Source organism: Bradyrhizobium sp. AZCC 1610, from assembly GCF_036924515.1.
In the GTDB taxonomy this organism is placed as follows: domain Bacteria; phylum Pseudomonadota; class Alphaproteobacteria; order Rhizobiales; family Xanthobacteraceae; genus Bradyrhizobium.
This window is the reverse complement of record NZ_JAZHRR010000001.1, coordinates 2892079-2915013: the sequence shown is the minus strand read 5'-3', so window position 1 is coordinate 2915013 and position 22935 is coordinate 2892079. Positions and strand designations below refer to the sequence as shown.

20 protein-coding genes are annotated in these 22935 nt (G+C 62.9%); 7 read left to right on the top strand and 13 right to left on the bottom strand.

Translation table 11 applies throughout. From position 1 onward, the window contains the following. Positions 1 to 216: 216 nt before the first annotated feature. Entirely contained in the window at positions 217 to 1707 is a 1491-nt protein-coding gene (locus V1279_RS14030; protein ID WP_334436674.1) for a DEAD/DEAH box helicase, read from the top strand. 126 nt (positions 1708 to 1833) lie between these two features. After that, the gene (locus V1279_RS14025) at positions 1834 to 2901 is read left to right on the top strand and encodes a GGDEF domain-containing protein (protein ID WP_334436672.1); all 1068 of its coding nucleotides are present in this window, start codon (positions 1834 to 1836) and stop codon (positions 2899 to 2901) included. Here V1279_RS14025 and V1279_RS14020 read toward each other — a convergent pair. The 9 genes from V1279_RS14020 to V1279_RS13980 all read right to left on the bottom strand — a co-directional run bounded on the left by V1279_RS14020 (position 2898) and on the right by V1279_RS13980 (position 10576). Continuing rightward, on the bottom strand, positions 2898 to 3308 hold the full coding sequence (locus V1279_RS14020) for a TfoX/Sxy family protein (protein ID WP_334436669.1): 411 nt from the start codon (positions 3306 to 3308) through the stop codon (positions 2898 to 2900). The genes V1279_RS14025 and V1279_RS14020 overlap by 4 nt on opposite strands. A 133-nt stretch (positions 3309 to 3441) precedes the next feature. After that, on the bottom strand, positions 3442 to 3837 hold the full coding sequence (locus tag V1279_RS14015) for a HesB/IscA family protein (RefSeq protein ID WP_334446389.1): 396 nt from the start codon (positions 3835 to 3837) through the stop codon (positions 3442 to 3444). Positions 3838 to 3915: 78 nt separating this feature from the next. Further along, complete coding sequence (locus V1279_RS14010) at positions 3916 to 4287, bottom strand: SUF system Fe-S cluster assembly protein (RefSeq protein WP_334436666.1); 372 nt, start codon at positions 4285 to 4287, stop codon at positions 3916 to 3918. Continuing rightward, the gene (locus tag V1279_RS14005; RefSeq protein ID WP_334436664.1) at positions 4284 to 5531 is read right to left on the bottom strand and encodes a cysteine desulfurase; all 1248 of its coding nucleotides are present in this window, start codon (positions 5529 to 5531) and stop codon (positions 4284 to 4286) included. Before V1279_RS14005 ends, V1279_RS14010 begins: the two co-directional genes overlap by 4 nt. After that, a complete protein-coding gene (sufD, locus tag V1279_RS14000) occupies positions 5528 to 6853 on the bottom strand; it encodes a Fe-S cluster assembly protein SufD (protein ID WP_334436662.1) in 1326 nt (441 codons plus the stop codon). Before sufD ends, V1279_RS14005 begins: the two co-directional genes overlap by 4 nt. 17 nt (positions 6854 to 6870) lie before the next feature. Then, a complete protein-coding gene (gene sufC, locus V1279_RS13995; protein ID WP_334436660.1) occupies positions 6871 to 7626 on the bottom strand; it encodes a Fe-S cluster assembly ATPase SufC in 756 nt (251 codons plus the stop codon). 16 nt (positions 7627 to 7642) lie between these two features. Then, positions 7643 to 7846, bottom strand: a complete 204-nt coding sequence (locus V1279_RS13990; protein WP_334436658.1) for a hypothetical protein — start codon at positions 7844 to 7846, stop codon at positions 7643 to 7645. A 5-nt stretch (positions 7847 to 7851) separates the two neighbouring features. Next, entirely contained in the window at positions 7852 to 9333 is a 1482-nt protein-coding gene (sufB, locus tag V1279_RS13985) for a Fe-S cluster assembly protein SufB (protein ID WP_334436655.1), read from the bottom strand. Positions 9334 to 9421: 88 nt separating this feature from the next. Beyond that, entirely contained in the window at positions 9422 to 10576 is a 1155-nt protein-coding gene (locus tag V1279_RS13980; RefSeq protein ID WP_334436652.1) for a cysteine desulfurase family protein, read from the bottom strand. Between the two features lie 286 nt (positions 10577 to 10862). Here V1279_RS13980 and V1279_RS13975 point away from each other — a divergent pair, with 286 nt between their 5' ends. Beyond that, the gene (locus V1279_RS13975) at positions 10863 to 11510 is read left to right on the top strand and encodes an alpha/beta hydrolase (protein WP_334436650.1); all 648 of its coding nucleotides are present in this window, start codon (positions 10863 to 10865) and stop codon (positions 11508 to 11510) included. A 116-nt stretch (positions 11511 to 11626) separates the two neighbouring features. Here V1279_RS13975 and V1279_RS13970 read toward each other — a convergent pair whose 3' ends face one another. Both V1279_RS13970 and V1279_RS13965 read right to left on the bottom strand, forming a co-directional pair. Continuing rightward, the gene (locus tag V1279_RS13970) at positions 11627 to 12304 is read right to left on the bottom strand and encodes a glutathione S-transferase family protein (protein ID WP_334436648.1); all 678 of its coding nucleotides are present in this window, start codon (positions 12302 to 12304) and stop codon (positions 11627 to 11629) included. Between the two features lie 117 nt (positions 12305 to 12421). Further along, the gene (locus V1279_RS13965; protein WP_334436645.1) at positions 12422 to 13522 is read right to left on the bottom strand and encodes an anhydro-N-acetylmuramic acid kinase; all 1101 of its coding nucleotides are present in this window, start codon (positions 13520 to 13522) and stop codon (positions 12422 to 12424) included. Between the two features lie 175 nt (positions 13523 to 13697). Here V1279_RS13965 and tyrS point away from each other — a divergent pair, with 175 nt between their 5' ends. Together tyrS and V1279_RS13955 are read left to right on the top strand one after the other, a co-directional pair. Continuing rightward, positions 13698 to 14951: a tyrosine--tRNA ligase gene (gene tyrS, locus V1279_RS13960; RefSeq protein ID WP_334436643.1), complete on the top strand. Its 1254-nt coding sequence runs from the start codon at positions 13698 to 13700 to the stop codon at positions 14949 to 14951. A 72-nt stretch (positions 14952 to 15023) separates the two neighbouring features. Then, positions 15024 to 16271: an MFS transporter gene (locus V1279_RS13955; protein WP_334446387.1), complete on the top strand. Its 1248-nt coding sequence runs from the start codon at positions 15024 to 15026 to the stop codon at positions 16269 to 16271. Here V1279_RS13955 and V1279_RS13950 read toward each other — a convergent pair whose 3' ends face one another. Then, positions 16272 to 17186, bottom strand: coding sequence for a LysR family transcriptional regulator (locus V1279_RS13950; protein WP_334436641.1), 915 nt, complete (start codon positions 17184 to 17186; stop codon positions 16272 to 16274). Positions 17187 to 17288: 102 nt separating this feature from the next. On the opposite strand from V1279_RS13950, the gene bla reads away from it, so the two are divergent. Continuing rightward, complete coding sequence (bla, locus tag V1279_RS13945) at positions 17289 to 18185, top strand: class A beta-lactamase (protein ID WP_334436639.1); 897 nt, start codon at positions 17289 to 17291, stop codon at positions 18183 to 18185. Positions 18186 to 18224: 39 nt separating this feature from the next. On the opposite strand, the gene V1279_RS13940 is transcribed toward bla, so the two are convergent. Next, positions 18225 to 21905, bottom strand: a complete 3681-nt coding sequence (locus V1279_RS13940) for a YhdP family protein (RefSeq protein ID WP_334436637.1) — start codon at positions 21903 to 21905, stop codon at positions 18225 to 18227. Here V1279_RS13940 and V1279_RS13935 point away from each other — a divergent pair. Then, positions 21849 to 22880 carry a peroxiredoxin gene (locus tag V1279_RS13935; RefSeq protein ID WP_442894767.1) on the top strand — a complete coding sequence of 344 codons (1032 nt, stop codon included), beginning with the start codon at positions 21849 to 21851 and terminating at the stop codon, positions 22878 to 22880. The two genes, V1279_RS13940 and V1279_RS13935, sit on opposite strands and share 57 nt — an antisense overlap. Positions 22881 to 22935: the final 55 nt, after the last annotated feature.

Sequence of the window (22935 nt, the reverse complement as noted above, 5' to 3'; positions counted from 1 at the left end):
AGCTTTTTCGCTATATGTCCCGTTCCCAGATTGACTTTGGCCATTTCAACCCTATGTTCGCCCTCAACGCGGCCTTGGATCGAAACGCGATTCCTTAGGTTAGCCGCTCGTCTGCGTAAGTCAGAGCCCCCAGCTTTTCAAAGCGCGCCGTTTCGGGGCAAAACGCGACAGCCTTTTTACCCTCGATTCCGAACGGCGGTGTCGACTTGAGGCTCAATGTCTTTTTCCCATCTCGGCCTTTCCGATAAGGTCCTCGCCGCGGTTGCGGCCACCGGCTACACTACCCCTACCCCCATCCAGGAACAGGCGATCCCCCACGTTCTGGCCCGCCGCGACGTTCTCGGCATCGCCCAGACCGGCACTGGCAAAACCGCCGCCTTCGTCCTGCCCATGCTCACACTTCTGGAAAAGGGCCGCGCCCGGGCTCGGATGCCCCGCACCCTGATCCTCGAACCGACCCGCGAACTCGCGGCACAGGTGAAAGAGAATTTCGACAAATACGGCATCGGCCAGAAACTCAACGTCGCGCTCCTGATCGGCGGCGTCTCGTTCGGCGACCAGGACAGTAAGCTGACCCGCGGCGTCGACGTCTTGATCGCGACCCCCGGACGCCTGCTCGACCACACCGAACGCGGCGGTCTGCTGCTCACCGGCGTCGAACTGCTCGTCATCGACGAAGCCGACCGCATGCTGGACATGGGCTTCATCCCCGACATCGAACGCGTCTGCAAGCTGGTGCCATTCACGCGGCAGACATTGTTCTTCACCGCAACGATGCCGCCGGAAATCAGCCGCATCACCGAAGCCTTCCTGCACAATCCCGCGCGGATCGAAGTCTCGAAGCCGGCGACCACAGCGGTGGGCGTGTCGCAATTCCAGGTCCCCGCCGGACGCGAGGTACACGAGAAGCGCGAGATCCTGCGCCGCCTGCTGCGCGACGCCAAGGATCTTCAGAACGCGATCATCTTCTGCAACCGCAAGCGCGAAGTCGCCGTCGTTTACAAATCGCTGCAGAAGCACGGCTTCAGTGTCGGCGCCCTGCACGGTGATATGGACCAGTCGGCCCGCACCGCGGCGCTCGATCAATTTCGCAAGGGCGAGATTCCGTTGCTGGTGGCCTCCGACGTCGCGGCCCGCGGCCTCGATATTCCAGCTGTCAGCCACGTCTTCAATTTCGACGTGCCGCATCATGCCGACGACTACGTGCATCGCATCGGCCGTACCGGACGCGCCGGACGCGCCGGCACCGCGATCTCGATCGTCAGCCCGCTCGACAACAAATCGATTGCTGCGATCGAACGGCTGATCGGCCAGACCATTCCTGCCGCCGAAGGCGACTATGCCGTGCAGTCGGTTTCCTCCGACGAAACCGATCAGCCGCGCGAACATCGTTCACGCGAGGGATCTCGGGAAGGTTCGCGCGGTGGCCGCAAGCCGCGGCGTGAACGCGAGCCGCGCCCCGCCAGGGGTAGCGACAAGAGCGGCGACCGCGAACCGCGGCATGCCAAGGCCGCCGGCCGTAGTGCCGGCCCGCAGCCGCAGGCAGCGACCGAAGCCTTCACGCCGCCCAGCCCTGCACAGCCCTCGCGCGTGCCCTCGATCGGTCGTCCCGAACCGCGGCGCGCCCAGCGCGACGCTGAATCGGAGCCCGCCGATCACTCGCATCTTCCGGCGTTCCTGCTGCGGCCGGTTCGCGCCCGCGTCTGATCAGCGCCGATCCCGACGGCCGGAAGCATTTACCGGCCGTTCATCCTCCTCCGTTAACCTGGCGCGATAATTTAAATCATTGCTGCCGGCAACGACTGGCGCTGCTCGCTATTGGGGACGGGATCAGTGGTCAAGCTGCTGGACGAACACGAACGCACCTTGGCGTTTGCCGAAGTCGCGTTGGGCCAGATCAAATCCCTTCGGCAGACCGCCGTCCCGCGCAATTACGAAATCTGGTACGTTTACGCCACCGGCTACAATGCCCCCCTCAACAAGATCATCAACGAGACGCTGGCGCGCAACGGCAGACTGAGCGAGTCCGACCTCGAGCAGATCTACGAAACCTATCTCTCGCACATCAAGACTTCCGACCGCATCGACAAGGTCGGCGCGCGCGTGATCGGCGAAATCGACGACGTGATGAACCTGATCACGGACGCGCTCGGCATGTCGCAGAGCTATGACGCCAGGCTGAGCGGCGCCAGCGAGAAACTCCGGAATGCCAAGAACCGCGATCAGATCGAGGCGATCGTTGAAGGTCTGGTGAAGTCCACCCGCGAGATGCAGGAGACCAACAAGGCGCTGGAAAGCCGGCTGTCGCTGTCAAAGACCGAGATCAGCAACCTCCAGCACAGCCTCGAGGCGATCCGTGCCGAGAGCCTGACCGATCCGCTGACCGGATTGGGCAACCGCAAATATTTCGACCGTTCGATCGACATGGCGGTTCGGGCGGCGCTGGCAAACGGCGAACCGTTGTCGCTCCTGATGTTCGACATCGACCATTTCAAATCGTTCAACGATTCCTACGGCCACCTCACCGGCGATCAGGTGCTGCGGCTGGTTGCGATGTCGCTGAAGCAGACCATCAAGGGCCAGGACATCACCGCCCGCTATGGCGGTGAGGAGTTCGCGGTCGTGCTGCCCAATACCGGGCTGCGTCAGGCGCTGACGGTCGCCGACCACATTCGCCGCGCCGTGATGGCGAAGGAGTTGAAGAAGAAATCCACCGGCGAAATTCTCGGCCGCGTCACCATCTCCGTCGGCGTCTCCATGCTGAAACTGGACGATGACACCGATTCGCTGATCGAGCGCGCCGACGCCTGCCTCTACGCCGCCAAGCGCAACGGCCGCAACCGCGTGATCTGCGAAGTCGATCCCGAATACGCCGACGAGACCCGCAGCCAGGTCGCTTAGGCTTTCGCCTTACGCTTCGCCGGCTTGCCCTTCGGAGCTGGCCGCTTCGCCGCCACCTTGGCCGATTTCCGCACCCTCGGCCGTTTGCGCAACGCCGCGCGTTGTGCTGCGGCGAGCGCCGTCCTCGCCCAATTGGCCAGCTCCTCGGAGTCGTCAAACAGACGCGCCGGCAATTGCCAGTACGAGTTCACGGTGACCGTCTTGCTGCGCGTCTGATACTGAAACGGTTGCGATCCCTCCGCTTCGAATTGCGGAATGGTTTGGTCATCGGCGCGGAAATACAGACCAGCCCGCAGCGCGAGCGCGAAATTGGTGCCGTCGGCGGAGATGCCAAAACCTGAAAACATCCGGCGGATGGTGACCGGGCCGAAATCGGCAAACAGGTCGATCAGGAAATCGCGGTCCATGGCAATCACTCGTGCCCCGGATGCTGCGCAGCGCGAAGCGGTGCGCTGCTGATCCGGGGCCTATGGCTTGGGCAGGCAGGTCCCGGCTCTGCGCAGCAGCGCAAGCACGCTGCAGCGCGTCCGGGACACGAGACTAAACCTTCGCGGCCGTCAGCTGCACCGACTCGCCGCAACCGCAGGCGGAGACCTGGTTCGGATTGTTGAAGATGAACTGGGCCTGCATCTTGTCGGCCTTGTAGTCCATCTCGGTGCCGAGCAGGAACAACACCGCCTTGGGATCGACCAGGATCTTCACGCCGCGGTCCTCGACCACTTCGTCGGTCGGCCGGACCTCATGGGCGTATTCCACCGTGTAGGACTGGCCTGCGCAGCCGCCGTTCTTGATCCCGACGCGCAAGCCCACGATCTCGGAACCTGCGCGCCTGGTCAGTTCCGTAATCCGCTGCGCGGCTGCCTCGGTCAGTTTCATGACCTGCGGGCGCGGCCGCGGCTTCGGCTTGGTGGCTGGCGTGGGTGAAGCTGACGTCATGTCATTCATGTGATCATTCCCAACCGCAAATCAATGCCTGTCATCTTCCCGTAAAGCCGTTAAGCCAACACGCAACACTCACCACATATTGAGGACGAGACGGGCCTCGTCGGACATCCGATCCGGCGTCCAGGCCGGATCCCACACCAGGTTCACATTGACGACGCCGACGCCGGGAACGCTGGCGACCGCGTTCTCCACCATGGTCGGCAGTTCGCCGGCCGCCGGGCAGTTCGGCGTGGTCAGCGTCATCATCACGTCGACGCTGCGGTCGTCCTTGAGGTCGACCTTGTAGATCAGGCCGAGCTCGTAAATGTCGGCCGGAATTTCCGGATCGAAAACCGTCTTCAGCGCGGCGACGATCTCGCCTCCCAGCCGCTCGGTCTCCTCGGGCGGCAGCGCCGAGATGGTTTCCATATTGGCTGACTTGACTTCGGCTGTGTCACTCATGAGAACAATTCCCGCGCCTTGATCAGCGCCTGTGCCAGATGGTCGACTTCTTCCCAGGTATTATACATCCCAAACGACGCGCGGCAGGTGGCTGTGACATTGAACCGCTCTAAAAGCGGCATCACGCAATGGGTGCCGGCGCGCACCGCTATCCCTTGCCGGTCGATCACGGTCGCGACGTCATGGGCGTGGGCGCCCTTCATCTCGAAGGAAATCACCGGTCCCTTGCCGCGCGCGGTGCCGATCAGGCGCAGCGAGTTGATTTCGCGCAGGCGCTCCTGGGCGTAGGTCAGAAGATCGTGCTCGTAAGCGGCGATGCGCTCCTTGCCGATCGAATTGACGTAGTCGATCGCCGCACCCAGCCCGATCGCCTCGACGATGGGCGGCGTCCCAGCCTCGAACTTGTGCGGCGGGTCGCCATAGGTGACCCAATCCCGGGCAACTTCACGGATCATCTCGCCGCCGCCGTTATAGGGCCGCATCGCCACCAGGTGCTCATGCTTGGCATAGAGCGCGCCGATCCCGGTCGGACCATAGATCTTGTGGCCGGTGAAGGCATAGAAATCGCAATCGAGGTCCTGCACGTCGATCGGCAGATGCACCGCGCCTTGCGCGCCATCGACCAGCACCGGAATGCCGCGGTCATGAGCGAGCTTCACGACTTCCTTGACTGGAACGAAAGTGCCGAGCGCGTTCGACATCTGGGTGATGGCAACCAGCTTGGTGCGCGGCGTCAGCAGCTTCTCGAATTCCTCGATCAGGAAGTTGCCGTCGTCGTCGACCGGCGCCCATTTGATCACCGCGCCATGGCGCTCGCGCAGGAAGTGCCAGGGCACGATGTTGGAGTGGTGCTCCATGATCGAGAGCACGATCTCGTCGCCCTGCTTGATGTTGGGCTCGCCCCAGGACGATGCCACGAGGTTGATGGCCTCGGTGACATTGCGGGTGAAGATGATTTCTTCACTACGCCCTGCATTGATGAATTTCGCCACCTTGGCACGGGCGCCCTCGTAAGCCTCGGTCGCAGCGTTGGCGAGATAATGCAGGCCGCGATGCACGTTGGCATATTCGCTCTTGTAGGCTTCCGTCATGCGGTCGAGCACCGCATTCGGCTTTTGCGCCGAGGCGGCGTTGTCGAGATAAACCAGCGGCTTGCCATAGACCTTCATCGCCAGTGCGGGGAAATCCTCCCGCACGCGGGCGACGTCATAGGCGCCATTCTTCACCGCCGGATGCTGGGTCATGACCGCGCCTCCAGCCAGCGCTGCGCGGCTGCAATCGCGAGCTCACGCAGATCATCGTTGACGATCGATTCAATGGCCTCGCCCACGAAGGCCTGGATCAGCAGCGCCTGGGCTTCCTTTTCGGAAAGGCCACGGGCGCGCAGGTAGAACAGCAGGCTCTCGTCGAGCGCGCCGGTGGTTGCGCCATGGCCGCAGGTGACGTCATCGGCGAAGATTTCGAGTTCCGGCTTGTTGTCGGCTTCGGCCTCGTCGGACAGCAACAGCGCCCGCGTCATCATCTTGGCGTCGGTCTTCTGCGCATCCGGGCGCACGATGATGCGGCCCTGGAACACCGAATGGCCGCGGTCGTCGGCGACGGCGCGGAACACCTCGCGGCTGGCGCAATGCGGCACTGCGTGGTCCATCAACAGCGTCGTGTCGGCGTGCTGCCGGCCATTGAGCAGATTGACGCCGTTGGTCTCGACGCGGGAGCCCTCGCCGGCGAAGGCAATGGTGGCCTGATAGCGGCTGACGGCAGCGCCCGAGGTCATACCAAACGTATTGAAGTGCGCGTGTGCGCCCAGCGTGACGACGGCGGAGCAGATGTTGAAGGCCTCGCGGCCGTCCTCGACCAATCGAACATGGTCCAGCCGCGAATTGTCGCCGATCGCTACAATCAGCGAGTCGTGAGCCTGATAGCCGTTGGCGCCATCGGCCGCAATGTAGCTTTCGACCAGCATCACGCCGGCATCCTTGCCGAGGCGCAACAGCGAGCGGGTGAACATCGCCGCGGGCGCGGAGCCGCTGGCGATATGAATGATATGCAGCGGCTGCGTCAGCACGACGCCATTGGCGATCTCGACCACCACGCCATCGGTCATCATCGCGCTGTTGAGCGCCACCATCGGATTGGCGATATCAAGCGTGAAGAGCTGCGCCTGCAACGTAGCGTCACCACCCTCCAGCACTTCGCGCAGGGTGCGGATGGTCAATCCCTTCTCAAGCCCGTCCAGTTCGGAGAGCTTTGGCGCGAATACGCCGTCCACCAGCACCAGCCGACGTGCACCCTTGATCGCCTGAAGCTTCAGGGCAGCAGCGGCCCGTGTCAGCGCAGCGGCATCCGGTGCGGGCGCCAGCGGCAACACTTCGCGCATCAGCGCGCGCAGGTCGGTGTATTTCCAGTCCTCGATCCGCCGGTGCGGCAGGCCCACACGGTCATAGGCCTCGAAGGCGGCGCTTCGCGCCTCAGCGACCCTGCCTGTGCCCGGCAGCCGGTCGCGCGCGATGGCAAAGCTGTCGCTTAGCGCACGTCCGGTCTCGTTCTTTGCCAAAACTAGGTTCATCACAAATCCGCTTTGCGTCAGGCTGCGTCTTCGAACTGGGTGTAGCCGGAAGCCTCGAGTTCCAGCGCCAGATCCTTGCCGCCGCTTTTGACGACCCGTCCCTTCGACATCACGTGCACGAAGTCAGGCACGATGTAGTTTAGCAGCCGCTGGTAATGCGTGATGACGACCATGGCACGGTCCGGCGAACGCAGCGCATTGACGCCGTCGGCCGCGATGCGGAGCGCGTCGATGTCGAGGCCGGAATCCATTTCATCAAGGATGCAGACGGCCGGCTCGAACAGCGCCATCTGCAAGATCTCGTTGCGCTTCTTCTCGCCGCCGGAAAACCCGACATTGACGCCGCGCTTGAGCATATCCTGCGGAATGTTGAGCGACTTTGCGACCTCGCGCACCTTCTTGAGAAATTCCGGAGACGAAAGCAGGCTTTCGCCTCGGGCTTTTCGCTGGGCGTTCAGCGCCGTATGCAGGAAATTCCAGGTGGTAACGCCGGGGATTTCGACCGGATACTGAAACGCCAGGAACACGCCCTTGGCGGCGCGCTCATCCGGCGACATCTCCAGCAGATCCTCGCCCCTGAACAGGATTTCGCCGCCGGTGACTTCGTAACCGGGCTTGCCGGCGATGACGTGCGACAGCGTCGATTTGCCGGAGCCGTTCGGCCCCATGATCGCGTGCACCTCGCCCGGGTTCACCGTGAGCGACAGCCCATGGAGGATTTCGTTATCCTCGACACCGACTTTCAGATCTTTCACTTCAAGCAACGCAGTCATTTTGTTTCCTTGTGGCCTAAAACGCCCGAATTAGAATCGGAAGACAGAACCAGGTAAAGAAGCCTAGTACGCCACCGCCGGCAGCCAATTTGCCGAATTCGGCTACATCAACCCATCCCGCCAAGCCGCCAATCAGAGCCGCAAAGGCTCCAGCGATCGCAACAAACAAAAAGATCGCAAGTGGCGCAAACCGAATAAATGCGAAGATGTTTCTGATCATTTGGCTTACCCGACGCTGCCCTCCAGCGAGATCGAGATCAGCTTCTGCGCTTCCACCGCGAACTCCATCGGCAGTTGCTGCAGCACATCCTTCACAAAACCGTTGACGACGAGGCCAACCGCTTCTTCCTGGCTGAGACCGCGCTGGACGCAATAGAACAGCACGTCCTCGGAGATCTTCGACGTCGTCGCTTCGTGCTCGAAGGTCGCCGACGAGTTCTTCGCCTCGACATAAGGCACGGTGTGCGCGCCGCATTTGTCGCCGATCAGCAGCGAGTCGCAGGCGGTGAAGTTGCGTGCGCCGGTCGCCTTGCGGTGCGCGGTGACGAGGCCGCGATAGGTGTTCTGCGAGACGCCCGCGGCGATGCCCTTGGAGATGATCCGGCTCGTCGTGTTCTTGCCGAGATGGATCATCTTGGTGCCAGAGTCGACCTGCTGGTGACCGTTCGAGATCGCGATCGAGTAGAACTCGCCGCGTGAATTGTCGCCGCGCAGGATGCAGCTCGGATATTTCCAGGTGATCGCCGACCCCGTTTCGACCTGGGTCCAGGAGATCTTCGAATTGTTGCCGCGGCAGTCACCACGCTTGGTGACGAAATTGTAGATGCCGCCGACGCCTTCGGAATTGCCGGGATACCAGTTCTGCACCGTCGAATACTTGATCTCGGCATCGTCGAGCGTGACGAGTTCGACGACTGCGGCATGCAACTGGTTCTCGTCGCGCTGCGGTGCGGTGCAGCCTTCGAGATAGCTGACGTAAGACCCCTTGTCGGCGATGATCAGCGTGCGCTCGAACTGGCCGGTGTTGCGTTCGTTGATGCGGAAATAGGTCGACAGCTCCATCGGGCAGCGCACGCCCGGCGGCACGTAGACGAACGAGCCGTCGGAGAACACCGCGGAGTTCAGCGTCGCGAAGTAATTGTCCGAGGTCGGCACGACCGAACCGAGATACTTCTTCACCAGTTCGGGATGTTCGCGGATCGCCTCCGAGATCGGCATGAAGATCACGCCGGCCGCCTTCAATTCCTTCTGGAACGTGGTCGCCACCGAAACCGAGTCGAACACGGCATCGACTGCAATTCTGCGCTCGCCTTCCGGCTTCACGACGCCTTCGAGCACCTCGACTTCGCGCAGGGGGATGCCGAGCTTCTCGTAGGTCTTGAGAATTTCCGGATCGATCTCGTCGAGCGAGCCGATCTGCTTCTTCGGCTTCGGCGCCGAGTAGTAATAGAGTTCCTGATAGTCGATCCTGGGATAATTGACGCGGGCCCAGGTCGGCTCGGTCATGGTCAGCCAGCGGCGATAGGCCTCCAGACGCCATTCCAGCATCCAGGCAGGTTCGTTCTTCTTTGCGGAAATGAAGCGGACCGTGTCTTCCGACAGCCCCTTGGGCGCCTTGTCGGATTCGATCAGCGTCTCAAACCCATATCGATACTGGTCGACGTCGATGCGCCTGACGCGCTCGACCGTCTCTTGTACGGCTGGCATTCCATCCTCCGCTCGCGGTTTCAAGGACCGCGGTGGAACAATTCCAAATCAGTGACGAAGCGTTCCGGCGAAACCCACTTAGAACGTTTCAAGCTGTGTTTCGTCGCCCTCTAAGTAAGCCATCGGCGAGCTTTCGCCAAGCCTGAAGGGCCAAATCAATGTCTGCCTCAGAGGTAGACCAGCCCAGACTGAGCCGCACCGCTCCCTGCGCCAGTTCCCCGCCAACCCCCATGGCGGCCAGGACGTGAGACGGCTGGACCTTGCCGGACGAGCAGGCGGAACCCGAAGATACCGCAATACCGCCGAGATCGAAGCCAATCACGGCCGTTTCGGCCTTCAGGCCGGGAACCGTGAACAGGATGGTATTCGGTAGCCGCGGCGCGTCCTCGGAAAACACAATCATTCCAGGAGTCTGTTGGAGCCCCTTCTCAAGCCGCCCGCGCAGAGCCTGTAAGCGGGCGGCGTCTTCCGCCAGCGCGGCCATTGCGACAGTGGCAGCCACGCCGAAGGCCGAGATGCCAGCGACATTCTCAGTGCCGGCCCGGCGCCCGAGCTCCTGCCCGCCTCCACGCAGCAGCGGCTCCAGCCCGTGCACATCCTCGGACAGAACCAGAGCACCAACGCCCTTGGGGCCACCGGTCTTGTGCGCAGAAAGCGTAACCAGATCGGCCTTCATCGACTTGATATCAAACGGTATTTTTCCCAGCGCCTGGATCGCATCGACATGCAGCAGCCCGCCTGCTTCATGCACGATGTCAGCGACTTCGCCGATCGGTTGAAGCGCGCCGGTCTCGTTATTGGCGAGCATGACCGAGACAAGCGCCGGCTGCCCAACGGCAAGAAGCCTCCGCAGATGGTCGATGTCGATCAGGCCGGATCCGGTGACCTGGATGGTCCCGATCGCCTCCGGCGAGAAACGCCCGCCCGACAGCACCGACGTGTGCTCGATAGCCGAGACCAATAACCGACGGACCGGTTCGCCCGCGCCCCGCCGTAGTCCCGGCGTCAGCGCCAGCGCATTCGCCTCCGTGCCACCCGACGTAAACACCGCATCCTGCGGCCGGGCGCCGATGGCCGCGGAGATGGCTGCGCGTGCATCCTCGACCAGCCGACGCGCCTGCCGACCTTCGGCATGAACCGAGGACGGATTGCCGGCCATGTCCCAAGCGGCGGCCATCGCCTGCCTCGCCTCAGGCCGAAGCGGCGTCGTCGCATTCCAGTCGAGATAAACCCGTTCAGGCATTTCCGTACAATACTACCTATATCGGCCAGCAGCTCTCGCGCGCCTCAGCCTTACGCCAGCGCAAGGTGCCTTATCGCAATTGGGGATCGCGCCGTCTCTTACAATCGCAGGCTAACGCCTTGAACAGCCTTCCAGATGTTCAAGATGCTTGCTTTTTGCCCCTCGCCTCATGCTAGAACGCCGCCACCAGTTCACGGGAGCGCCGTTCGCGCATCGCCCAACGACGTCCGATCACATTCCTCCGCAGATCACGTCCGTTGCCAAGGAACACTTCCAAGGATCATCAATGCCTGAAGTTATTTTCACCGGCCCCGCAGGCCGCCTCGAAGGCCGTTATCATCCGGCCAAGCAGAAGAACGCGCCGATCGCGATGATCCTGCATCCGCATCCGCAGTTTCACGGCACGATGAATCACCAGATCGTCTACCAGTGCTACTACGCGTTTGCGCATCGCGGCTTCTCGGTGCTGCGTTTCAATTTCCGCGGTGTCGGCCGCAGCCAGGGCTCGTTCGACCACGGCACCGGCGAATTGTCGGATGCGGCTTCCGCGCTGGACTGGGCGCAGACCATCAATCCCGAAGCGCGCGCCTGCTGGGTCGCCGGCTTCTCGTTCGGCGCCTGGATCGGCATGCAGCTCCTGATGCGCCGGCCCGAGGTCGAAGGCTTCATCTCGATCGCGCCGCCCGCCAATCTCTACGACTTCTCCTTCCTCGCGCCCTGCCCGTCGTCGGGCCTGATCGTGCATGGCGAGAGGGACGCGGTGGTGCCGCCAAAGGACGTCAACACGCTGGTCGAGAAACTGAAGACCCAAAAGGGTATCGTGATCGACCAGCAGATCATCCCGGGCGCCAACCACTTCTTCGACGGCAAGCTGGAGCCGCTGATGGAGACGGTGACCGGCTATCTCGACATGCGGCTCGCCAACGTCCGCTGACGTCAAATTGAGACGCGTAGCCCGGATGAAGCGCAGCGAAATCCGGGGCCGCTGCCAGCGCCGACGATTCCCGGATTGCGCTGCGCTCCATCCGGGCTACGGCGAGATGGCGATACCTAAGCCGCCAGCTTCAGCATATGCGCGTTATGGCGCACCAGGAACGCGTGCAGCAATTGCGGATAGTCGGGCCCGACTGCCGTACGCACGCTCGGCCGCTGCGCCAGCGCCTTTCGCCATGCGCGCACCTTTGGCGTATCGGCAAACACCGAAAGATCGATCAGTTCATCGAACACGTCGAAGTAACGGAAGATCGGCGCGAACACCGCGTCCACCAGACTGAAATCCTTGCCGGCAAAGAACGGTCCCGCGCCGAGCGTTTTTTCGACCTGCGCGAACTTCGCGGCTACTGCCTTCCGCTTGGTTTCAAAGACCGCGGGATCACCCGTCGTCTCCAAGCCCCAGAGCTCGCTCAGAATGGTCGAGCCGAATTCCATCCACGCGCGGTGCTGCGCCCGCTTGAGCGCGTCCTGCGGATGCAGTTTCGCGCCGCCTTGCGTCTCTTCGATGTACTCGCAGATGACATTGCTCTCGAACAGCGCCGCCTCGCCGTCCGCGGTTTCGACAAGCAGCACCGGCACCTTGCCAAGCGGCGAAATCTTCAGAAACCAGTCCGGCTTGTTGGCGAGATCGATATCGATCCGCTCGAACGGAACGCCCTTTTCAGTGAGCGCGATCACCGCGCGCTGCACATAGGGGCAAAGCTTGTGGCTGATCAGCGTGAGTTTTGGTGCCATGACAACCTCCCAGGCGAAGCCTGGGGCAGGCCTCGCTCCATGCATCTGCATTTAATTAGATGCATTTGCATGTAGCCGTCAAGGTCGATGCAGTTGCATCAACAGATCTTGAACCGGTCAGGGTCGCGCGATGATGCCCCCGGTCATCGGGAATGCCACCCCCGTGGTGGCCGGGTAGCTGAGCGGCAGGCCCTTCAGGCCCCGTGCCGCCAGAAAGCCGAAGGCCTGCGCCTCGATGGCGTCGGACGCCCAGCCCAGCGTGTCCGCCGCGCGGACGGTCGCCGGGGCCAGACACTCACGCAGCATACGGAGCATGGTCAGGTTGCGGGCGCCGCCGCCAGCCACGATCCAGTTCTTGGGTTCCTTCGGCAGCAGCGGCACCACCCTGGCGATCGCGGCTGCAGTAAACGCGGTCAGCGTCGCCGCGCCATCCTCGGGCGGCACATCGCCGAGCTTCAGCCCCGCAAAATCGTTGCGATCGAGCGATTTCGGCGGGGGCAGCGAAAAGAACGGCATCTGCAGCGCGCGGGCGATCCAGGCCGCATCGACCTTACCCAGCGCGGCGGTGCGGCCCTCGGTATCGAAACGCTGGTTCAGCCAGCGGAACATGTAGTCGTCGAGCAGCGCGTTGCCCGGACCGGTGTCGCAGGCGATCAGCGTATCGCCGTCGATATAGGTGATGTTGGCGACCCCGCCGATATTGACCACGACAGTCGGCCCCTCCCAGTCCAGCGATTGGGCGAGCGCGCGGTGATACACCGGCACAAAGGGCGCGCCCTGCCCGCCAGCTTCGACGTCGGCAGCGCGGAAATCGTACATGACCGGAATGTGGATCGTCTTGGCGAGCGCAGCCGCGTCGCCGATCTGGACCGTTAATTTTTTATCGGGCCGATGCAGCACGGTCTGGCCGTGAAAACCGACGATATCGATGTCGTCAAAACGCAACCGGTGTTGCGCGGTAAAGGCGGCCACCGCCTCGACATGCGCTGAGGTAACGACCTGCTCGGCCTCGCGCAGGCAGCCGGGCCGCGCCGCGCGGTCCGGCAGGTCGGCGGCCTCGTACAGCGCCTGCCGCAACAAGCCGCGCTCGGTATCGGTATAGGGCCGGTATCCGGACGGTCCGAGCGCGTTCACCCGGCGTCCGTCGGTTTCGATCAAAGCGACATCGACCCCATCGAGCGAGGTGCCGCTCATCAAACCTAATGCCGTCAACATCATGGTCGATTGTGCCTTGAAACGCCCTGCTCGATACGTCCCGCCGACGACGACCAGCTTGTGCCAAACACGCACATCTTATAATGCCACAACGCCCGGCCTTGCGGCAGCCCGTTCCGCCATGGTTCCGCAACTGGTTACAATTACAGTGAAAATAGAATGATCAAAGCGCCCGCCCATGACCAAATTTAAATCAGATTTCCTGAACATTTTACAGGAGCGCGGCTTCATCCACCAATGCTCCGATTTCGAGGGCCTCGACGCGCTTGCCGCGAAGGGCCAGGCGATCGCCTATGTCGGCTACGACTGCACCGCGCCGTCGCTCCATATCGGCAATTACCTCACCATGATGATGCTGTACTGGCTGCAGCAGAGCGGCAATAAGCCGATCACCCTGATGGGCGGCGGCACCACCATGGTCGGCGACCCCTCCGGCAAGGATGAATCGCGCGCAATCCGCTCGATCGAGGAAATCGAGGCCAACAAGGCCTCGATCCGCGGCGTGTTCGCGAAGGTACTGCGCTACGGTTCGGGCCTGAGCGATGCGATCATGCTCGACAATGCCGAATGGCTGACGAAACTGAACTACATCGAAATGCTGCGCGACGTCGGCCGGCACTTCTCCGTCAACCGCATGCTGACGATGGATTCGGTCAGGCTCCGTCTCGAGCGCGAGCAGGAGATGAGCTTCATCGAATTCAACTACATGGTCTGCCAGGCCTACGACTTCGTCGAGCTGGCGCGGCGCACCGGATGCCGGTTGCAGATGGGCGGCTCCGATCAATGGGGCAACATCGTCAACGGCGTCGATCTCGGCCGCCGCATGGGCACGCCGCAATTGTTCGCGCTGACGACGCCGCTGCTGACGACAGCGTCAGGCGCCAAGATGGGCAAGACCGCACAAGGCGCGGTGTGGCTCAACGCCGACCAGTTCTCGCCCTACGACTTCTGGCAGTACTGGCGCAACGTCGAGGACGCCGACGTCGTCAAGTTTCTAAAGCTGTTCACGATCCTGCCGATGGGCGAAATCGAAAAGCTCGCAGCATTGCAGGGCGGCGAGATCAACGAGGCCAAGAAGGTGCTGGCGACGGAAGCCACCGCGCTGCTGCATGGTCGCGAGGCCGCCAACACAGCCGCCGAAACCGCCCGGCAAACTTTTGAGCAAGGCACGATCGCCGAGAGCCTGCCCACCGTGGAAGTTTCGCGCGGCGAACTCGCGGCCGGCATCGGCGTCCCGGGCGCCTTCGTCAAGGCCGGCCTCGTGGCCTCGAACGGCGAAGCACGGCGCCAGATCAAGGGCGGCGGCTTGCGCGTCAACGACGCCGCCGTGACCGACGAGAAGATGATGCTGACACCGTCCAACCTCACGCCGGAAGGCGTCATCAAGCTTTCCATGGGGAAGAAAAAGCACGTCCTGCTCAAGCCAGCCTGATCGGGCCTTGCATAGGCGCATTCGCTTTTTGATGCTTGCGGGGATCTGCGGAAACGCGCTCCCATGCGTCCCATGGATAACAAGACGCCAGAGGGAGATGCGTTAGCCAGGCCGCTCAAGCCGGGGCGTGTAGCGCTCAACGTGCTGGCGCTGTGCTTTACGCTGGCGCTTATCGGCCGCGGCCTCGGCGAGAGCTTTACGGTTTTCCTAAAGCCGATCTCGGAGAATTTCGGCTGGGACCGCGCCCAGGTGGTCTCGGTCTATTCGCTGACCTGGCTGGCGGGCGGGCTGACGGCGCCCGTGGTCGGCCGGCTGTTCGACCGCTACGGCCCCCGCACTGTCTATTCGCTGGGACTGCTGCTGCTCGGCGGCGCGTTCCTGGTGGCGTCGCAGGCGCAAGCGCTGTGGCAATTCCAGTTGAGCGTCGGGCTCGCCGTCGGGATCGGCATCGCCTTCATCGGCAACGTGCCGAATTCGATCCTGCTCGGCCGCTGGTTCGGCGTACGCCTGCCGACCGCGATGGCGGTGGTCTATTCCGCGGCCGGCGCGGGCGTGCTGGTGCTGTTGCCGGCCTCGCAAATCCTGATCGATCTTGTCGGCTGGCGCGGCGCCTACCAGATCTTCGGCATCGTCGCGCTCTGCCTGCTGGTGCCGTTGTTGCTGCTGCCGTGGCGGCTGTTCTCCACGGGCTCGCCACACATCGCCAAAAAAGCCGATCCCGATTTCGTCGACGGAGGTTGGACGCTCGCCAGCGCGATGCGCCACCACGCGTTCTGGGCGCTGTTCGCCACCTTCTTCTTCACGGCGGTGGGGATGTATGCGCTTGCCGCACAGATCGTCGCCTATCTGATCGACGCCGGCTTTCCACCGCTGCAGGCGGCGACCGCCTGGGGCTTTTCCGGCGTCGTGCTGCTGTTCGGCATGCTGGGGGTCACGCAACTCGATGCGATGATCGGACGAAGGCCATCGGTGCTGCTCAGCTACGCGATCTCGATCATCGGCATCATCCTGCTGTGGCTGTTGCAGTACTATCCGAACTTCTGGCTGCTCGGCGCCTTTGTCGTGACGTTCGGCAGCATGATCGGCTCACGCGGTCCGCTGATCACGGCGACCGCGATGAAGATATTTCGCGGCGAGCGGGTCGGCACGATCTACGGCACGATCTCGATCGGCAGCGGGCTTGGCTCAGGGCTCGGCGCCTGGGCCGGCGGCCTGATCCACGACTGGACCCACAGCTATAATCCCGTGATCGCCTTCGCGCTGGTGGCTGTAGTGCTCGGAATGATCCCGTTTTTGGTCGTGCCGGCGCTGCGGCGCTAGCTAAGTTGCGGCCTGCTTGCCGGGGCTTCCCTTCCTTGCCGCGATCGTTTCCAGCAACCAGCTCTTGAATGAGAGCATCGCAGGTGATGGTCGCCGGGAGTGCAGTGAGGTAATCCAATAATCGCCAAGCGCCACTTCGATCTTGAAAGGACGTACCAGCCGCCGTTGCCGGATCTCGTCCTGAAACAATGCCTCCGGCAACAACGCAACGCCGAAACCACGCGCCGCGGCACTGGCGATCGTGATCGATGAATCGAATACCATTCCCTTGAGGACCGGACTCTGCAGTCCCGCTGCCGTAAACCAGCGCGGCCACTCCTCCTGCCGGTAGGAACGCAGCAGCACCTCGCGCTTGAGATCGGCCGGCCGGCTCAGCCTGCGCACCAGCGAAGGCGCGCAGAATGGGGTAAATGGCGCCCCCATCAAGTGGGTCGCCTCGGTGCCGTGCCAAAGGCCATCGCCAAACCTGATCGCGTAATCGAGGCCTTCGCCCGCGATATCGATACGATTGTTGTTGGTGAACAGGCGCAAATCGATCCGCGGATGCGCCTTCCTAAAAGCGTCGAGCCGCGGCAGCAGCCATCCCGAAGCGAAGGTACCGACCACGCCGACCGCGATGACGTCCTGATAGCGACCGTCTTCAAAACGATTGAGCGTTTCGGTGAGCCGGCCGAATGCCTCGACAATGCTCGGCAGCAGCAATTGTCCTTCATCGGTGAGCGCGACGCCGCGCGGCAGCCGGCGAAACAACTGTACGCCAAGCCGGTCCTCGAGGACTTTCACGTGCTGGCTGACGGCAGCCTGCGTAACGCGAAGTTCCAGGCCAGCACGGGTGAAACTCAGGTGGCGCGCCGTCGCTTCAAAGGCCCGTAGTGCATTGAGCGGAAGGTGCGAAAGCTTCGTCCGGCGCCGCATTGCTCGTCCCTAGTTTTTCTTATGCCTGCCCGCAGAACTGATCGTTTGTCAAGACAGCGGCCCATCGGCACCTTCCTGCGCGCAGCAAAATAGGGATTCGCGATGATCACCAGACGACAGTTCCAGCTTGGACTCGGCACCGCGCTGATAGCGACTGATTTAAGCGGCCGCCCGAAAGCGGCGCGCGCATCGACCGCAAGTCAACGACTGATTGACGAGATCAAGGGTCTGGAGAGCGAGAGCGGCGGCCGGCTCGGCGTTTGCGTCCTTGAGACAGCAACGGGCACACGCCACGTCCACCGGGGTGACGAGCGTTTTCCGATGTGCAGCACCTTCAAGGCGCTCGCAGCCGCGGCTATTCTGGCGCGGGCAGATGCCGGCAAGGAACTGTTGACGCGGCGCATAGCCTTCGACGCGTCCGCACTCGTCGTGTACTCACCCGTAACGGAAAAGCACGCCGGTGGCGACGGCATGACGCTCGCTGAAATTTGCGATGCGGCGGTGACGCGGAGCGACAACACGGCCGGCAATTTGCTGCTCGCGAGCATCGGCGGACCTGCGGGGCTGACGGCGTTCGCACGAAGTCTAGGCGACCAGGTCACGCGGTTAGACCGCGATGAACCCTCGCTCAATGAGGCTTTGCCCGACGATCCCCGCGATACCACGACACCGAATGCAATGGCTTCGAATTTGCAGACCCTCATCCTCGGAACTACGGCGCTGTCGGCTGCGTCGCGCGAGCAACTGACGGCATGGCTGATCGCCAACAAGACAGGCGACGCGCGACTGCGTGCAGGTTTGGCGAAAGACTGGCGTGTCGGTGACAAGACCGGCGCTGGCGATCACGGCACGAACAATCACGTCGCCGTGGTCTGGCCGCCCAGCAACGCCCCCATCGTGATCGCCGCCTATCTGACTGGCGCTACCGTTCCTACCGCGCAGCAAAACGCCACTTTGGCTTCGGTCGCGAGGGCGGTCTCGGCCATGACATCTGGCTAGGTCGGAATGCACGGCCCGACTTGCCGCAGCGCGCCCTGCCTAGTTATTCGGGGGGAATTCGATCGGGCTGTTGTTCTGCTTGCCGGTGTTGAATTCCATAATCTTTCGCGTCACCCCCGGAAAAATGGCCGAGATCGGATTGACGCGCAGCACCGGCTGGCCGGGGGTGCCGACCACTTCATAGGTCACGCCGATCAGGCCCTCGTTGTTGCCGTTGCCGAGGAACAGGCCGAGGACGGGGATCTGGCCGAACATATTGTTCAAGCCGTACATCGGAACGAAGGTGCCGCTCATGCGAACCTGGTTGGCGACGGTATCGATGCTGCCTTCGATGGTTGCGCCGATGGTCGGTCCCTTCACGACGCCGTCGCGAATCGCGAGCTGTCCGTTCTGGCGGGTGAATTCCGCGCGCAAGGCCGAAAAGGATACGCCGTTCTGAGTGCCGGTTGAGCCGCCAGCAGCCACACGGTCGAGCGAAGCCTCGCCCTTGATGGAGAAATCGCGAACGTTGATCAGGCCGTCCTTGGCGCTGGGTTCGACTGTCGGTGGCTCCAAGGCGAGCGCGAGCTGGCCGCCGATGATCTTGGAGTACATGTCGGTGAAGCGGAAGAAAGCGCCTGCGTCATCGGTCTGCAGCACAATGACGTCCCGGCCCTGCCTCTGTCCGCGGCCGCGCAAGTCCGCGGTCACGGGCGTATCGCGCCCGACCTTGCCGGACAGCGTAAAGTTTCGGACGATACCGTTGCGGCGGGAGAACTTGCTGTCGACGCTGCGCAACGCCTCGCCGTTGAATCCTGCCACCGCGCCGAGCTTGAGGTCGATGTCGAGGTCGATGTTCCTGGACTTGCTCCTGGGATCGGCCTCCTTGCCCGAGATCGCCGACTTGAGGAAGCCGCGGCCGTCGAACACGTCGCCGCGCATCATGACCTTCACGACGCCATCGACGCCGCGTTCGGCTTTCAGCGAGGTCTTATCGCCGTCCGATGGCGCGTAGGTCGGGAAGTTCGCGTTCAACAGATCGCCATTCTGGTCGACTTCCAGCGATCCCTTGATCGAAACGCCGCCACCTTCGACCACGATGTCCTGGAACAGCGTCGATTGTTCCTTCTTCACCACGTTGAACGTCGCCTTGCCCGACTTGCCGGGCACCTTGACCCAGCCCGGCAGGATGTTGTCGAGCCGCAGCGAGGTCAGGTCGGCCTCGATGCCGACACGGCTGTCGTTCTCGCCAATCTTGCCGATCACCTTGATCGGAATGGAGCCGCTGACGGCGGGTCCGAGATCGATCCCGAGGCGTTGGCGGCTGGCGTCATCAAGCGTTGCCTGCAGCCTGATATCGGCGTCGCCCTCGTTCGCCTTGCGATAATCCAGTGAGGCTGGCTGACCATTGATCTTGACGTCGCCCTTGACCTGGTAGCCGGCGTTGTTGGCGACCAGCTTCAGCGTATTGGATTCCAGTTTCTGGTTCATCACGAGCTTGTCGGCGGCAAACCCGGCCAGATCAGCCGTGACGCTGTAGGTGGTGTCGGCCTTGGTCAGCGAGCCCTTGACCGGCATGCCGAGCGTGATGATGGCGGCGACCGTTCCCTTGCTCGCGTTCGGATCGATCAGGGTGCCGGAGAGATCGCTGATGCGGTCGGAAGCCAGAATCTCAGCCGCGGCCGGCACCGGAGCGTCGACCCTGAACTTCGCCCGCGAAGGCGACGGCTTCGGCGCCATGTCCGGCACCTCGAAGATGAAATCCGAAATGTTGATCTTGCGCCCGGCCGGCGTGTCGGCGACGCCCTGCCCGATCGTCACTGTCGCAGTGCGGCCGGTGACCCGCGCCTTCAGGTCGGCATCGCGAACCGAGGGCATTTCGTCCACCGGGCGAACCGTGACGCCCGACGCAACGATGTTGATGGCGAGACCATCGTCCGGAATCGGCGGCCCCTTGCGCGACAAATTACGCACCGGTGAATTGACGCCGACCTCGATGCGCTGAAGCGTACCCTTCTCGATCCGCTCGATCACCCATTCGCGCACTTCGGGCACGATCAGGATCGGCCACATCCGCTTCAGCGCGGATGCCGACATCGGCGTACCCGCGAAACCAAGCTGGAGACGCGCCTCGTTCGCATAGTCGACGCTGCCGGTGCCGGCGATGCCGATCTCGCCGTTGCTGATATCGGCCTGGGTGAGCAGCACGCGCTTCCGGTCGGTGTCGAACTTCATCCCGATCGCGATGCGGTTGAAGATCAGCGGCGGTTCATTGTCGGTGCCGGCGAGCAGGATCGTGCCGCCGCTAAAGCCCGCCTGCCATTCGGTGGTGGCGCCGTTCGGCGGTTCGAGATGGGCGAGCAGCGTAATCCGGTTCGCGCCGGAAACGACCTTGAAAGGGGCGACCAGCACGCGCCGTCCGGCATCCCATTCGACGCTCATCTCTGCCGAATCGATCGGCATCGGATAGTCAGGCGTATCGGTGTCGATGAGGTTGCCGGCGCCGGCCATGACCTTGCCGCGGAAATAGGTCGGCAGGCCGTCGCGGCCGAGTTCACCCTTCAGTTCGCCTGACAGCGGCAGGTCGGCGCTGTAGGTGAGATCCTTGACCCGCATCGCCAGCAGGATGTTGGCGGCCGGCACCTTGTCGGCGCGAAGATCGACGGACCGCACGCCGTTCTGCTGCGGCCCGACCACGACCTTGAGCGACCACCGACGCGCGCCCTCCTCGCCAAGGCTCACCGCAACCCCGCCGCCGCTCGGCCGGCGCATGCTGAGGCTGATATTGTCGAACGTCCACTTGTTGCCGCGCTGCTGGTCGTCGACGACGAGGTTGCCGTTCTTGAGGCCGATCTCGTTCAGATTCTGTCCGTCGAGGCCGGTCAGGCTGAGGCTGTCGAGCCAGTCGAGGCCGGCCAGCAATCCGTTCTGCGTCGTGTCGGGAGCCGTCGCCGCCGCGCCCTGAGCGGGTGCGGGCGCCTGGCGGGGGAATGTCGGCGCTATGCCGGCATCGCGCTTGGAGGCGACGCCCGTCGCCAGCGGCTTTGCGGTGTCGCCGGCGGACACCGTCACCTGGCCGTCCGGCGTGATTCTCACCGCGAGTTCGGCGTCAACCAGATTGAGGCTTTCAGCGCGCAGCCGCCCCATCAGAAGCGCCGTGCCGGATAGTTTCACCTCGGCCTTCGGCGCAGTGGCGACGATGACCTGGTCACGGTCGCGCACCACGATATCACGGATGCGCACCGCGATTCGAATCCGCCCGGCCCGCTCGATCTGCGTACCGCCAACCGCAACCGTATTGCCGTGGCCGATATTTTCCTCGATGGCGGCTGCCAGCCAGGGCGTTGCCACGTCGAGATTGATGGGCCCGGCGCCGAGCCGCCACCACAGCCCGCCGAAGCAACCGGTGAAAATCACCGCCAGTACGCCGATCACAATCGCCAGGCGCTTGACCCAGCGTTCGCCGGTCAACCATAGCTGCAGCGCTGAAAACTTGTCGCCCAGCCGGTGAAATCTGGAATTGGAGCGGGAGAGCAGCCGCTTTGTCCGATGGCGCGCCGCCTCGTCGGGCTCTTGATCCCAGCCGGTCGAATCATCCCACTGCGAGACGTCGGCCTCGGCACGCGGATTCGACCCCTTGGGCGAAGTATTCCTAGCCATTGCCTCTCGGTGCCGGCGCTGAGGTTGGTCGCCGCCAAGGGCGCGCTCTTCGATCGTTATCGAGCGCTCCTGTGCCGGCATCGCTGCCAATCCTCGATTAATACTGTTACTCGTGGTCGGGCCCAAGGGTTGATTGGGCGGCCCCATCGACGAGCGGATGGGTGTAGCGTCGAATTCCGTATAATCATACTCCGGGGTCATCAAACTTGCCCTGCAGCCGGAGCGAATCCGACGGTCAAGGGCGAGACCCGCAATACCCTAATGGTTGATCTGCGGAAAGCGACGAAAGGAAGGCGTATGTCCAAGAAAACGCGCAAGAAATCCTCCAAGCCATCCCCCAAAAGCCGCAAGACGCCCGCCCCAAAACCATCCGCGGCCAAGAGCGCCCGCAAGGGCGCCCGCCGCAGCGACGCGACATCGGCCAAAAAGCCTGCCGCCAAGACAGCCAGCAAGACGGCCAAATCCGCCGCCAAGGCGGCCGTCAGCAAACCGGACAAGACGGCCAAAACCGCTTCGATCAAAGCGTCGCACAAGCCGCCATCGAAATCGTTAAAATCCAATCTATCGGCTCCGCCCAAGCCGAATGCCGGAACCGGACGGGTCGAGGGCGCGATAGCTCCCCCCTTCAACTTGCCCCGCGATGGCGGCGGCAGCGTCTCACTGGCCGACTATGCGGGCAAAAAATTGGTGCTGTTCTTCTACCCCCGCGCCGACACCCCCGGTTGCACCCGGGAAGCGATCGACTTCACGCGGCTGCAGAGCGCGTTTGCCGACGAGGGCGCCGCGGTACTCGGCATCTCGGCAGATACCGTAAAGGCCCAGGAATCCTTCCGCAGCAAGCACCAGCTTTCGGTTCCTCTGATCTCGGATGAGCAACATGAGATGCTCGAGGCCTATGGCGCCTGGGGCGAAAAATCGATGTACGGCAGGAACTTCATGGGAATCATTCGAACGACGGTTCTAATCGGAGTCGATGGGCGGATCGCCAAAATCTGGCGCAATGTGCGGGTCGACGGCCATGCCGACGAGGTGCTGGCCGCCGTCCGCGCCATATGATTTGGCAGGTTCCATTTCCCAAAAATTAACCATGAAAGGGTCAAATCGGCACCGC

Coding starts and splice junctions, on each gene's coding strand:
- V1279_RS14030 (WP_334436674.1), top strand. CDS start 217: ATGTCTTTTTCCCATCTCGGCCTTTCCGATAAGGTCCTCGCCGCGGTT.
- V1279_RS14020 (WP_334436669.1), bottom strand. CDS start 3,308: ATGGACCGCGATTTCCTGATCGACCTGTTTGCCGATTTCGGCCCGGTC.
- V1279_RS14015 (WP_334446389.1), bottom strand. CDS start 3,837: ATGACGTCAGCTTCACCCACGCCAGCCACCAAGCCGAAGCCGCGGCCG.
- V1279_RS14010 (WP_334436666.1), bottom strand. CDS start 4,287: ATGAGTGACACAGCCGAAGTCAAGTCAGCCAATATGGAAACCATCTCG.
- V1279_RS14005 (WP_334436664.1), bottom strand. CDS start 5,531: ATGACCCAGCATCCGGCGGTGAAGAATGGCGCCTATGACGTCGCCCGC.
- sufD (WP_334436662.1), bottom strand. CDS start 6,853: ATGAACCTAGTTTTGGCAAAGAACGAGACCGGACGTGCGCTAAGCGAC.
- sufC (WP_334436660.1), bottom strand. CDS start 7,626: ATGACTGCGTTGCTTGAAGTGAAAGATCTGAAAGTCGGTGTCGAGGAT.
- V1279_RS13990 (WP_334436658.1), bottom strand. CDS start 7,846: ATGATCAGAAACATCTTCGCATTTATTCGGTTTGCGCCACTTGCGATC.
- sufB (WP_334436655.1), bottom strand. CDS start 9,333: ATGCCAGCCGTACAAGAGACGGTCGAGCGCGTCAGGCGCATCGACGTC.
- V1279_RS13980 (WP_334436652.1), bottom strand. CDS start 10,576: ATGCCTGAACGGGTTTATCTCGACTGGAATGCGACGACGCCGCTTCGG.
- V1279_RS13975 (WP_334436650.1), top strand. CDS start 10,863: ATGCCTGAAGTTATTTTCACCGGCCCCGCAGGCCGCCTCGAAGGCCGT.
- V1279_RS13970 (WP_334436648.1), bottom strand. CDS start 12,304: ATGGCACCAAAACTCACGCTGATCAGCCACAAGCTTTGCCCCTATGTG.
- V1279_RS13965 (WP_334436645.1), bottom strand. CDS start 13,522: ATGATGTTGACGGCATTAGGTTTGATGAGCGGCACCTCGCTCGATGGG.
- tyrS (WP_334436643.1), top strand. CDS start 13,698: ATGACCAAATTTAAATCAGATTTCCTGAACATTTTACAGGAGCGCGGC.
- V1279_RS13955 (WP_334446387.1), top strand. CDS start 15,024: ATGGATAACAAGACGCCAGAGGGAGATGCGTTAGCCAGGCCGCTCAAG.
- V1279_RS13950 (WP_334436641.1), bottom strand. CDS start 17,186: ATGCGGCGCCGGACGAAGCTTTCGCACCTTCCGCTCAATGCACTACGG.
- bla (WP_334436639.1), top strand. CDS start 17,289: ATGATCACCAGACGACAGTTCCAGCTTGGACTCGGCACCGCGCTGATA.
- V1279_RS13940 (WP_334436637.1), bottom strand. CDS start 21,905: ATGCCGGCACAGGAGCGCTCGATAACGATCGAAGAGCGCGCCCTTGGC.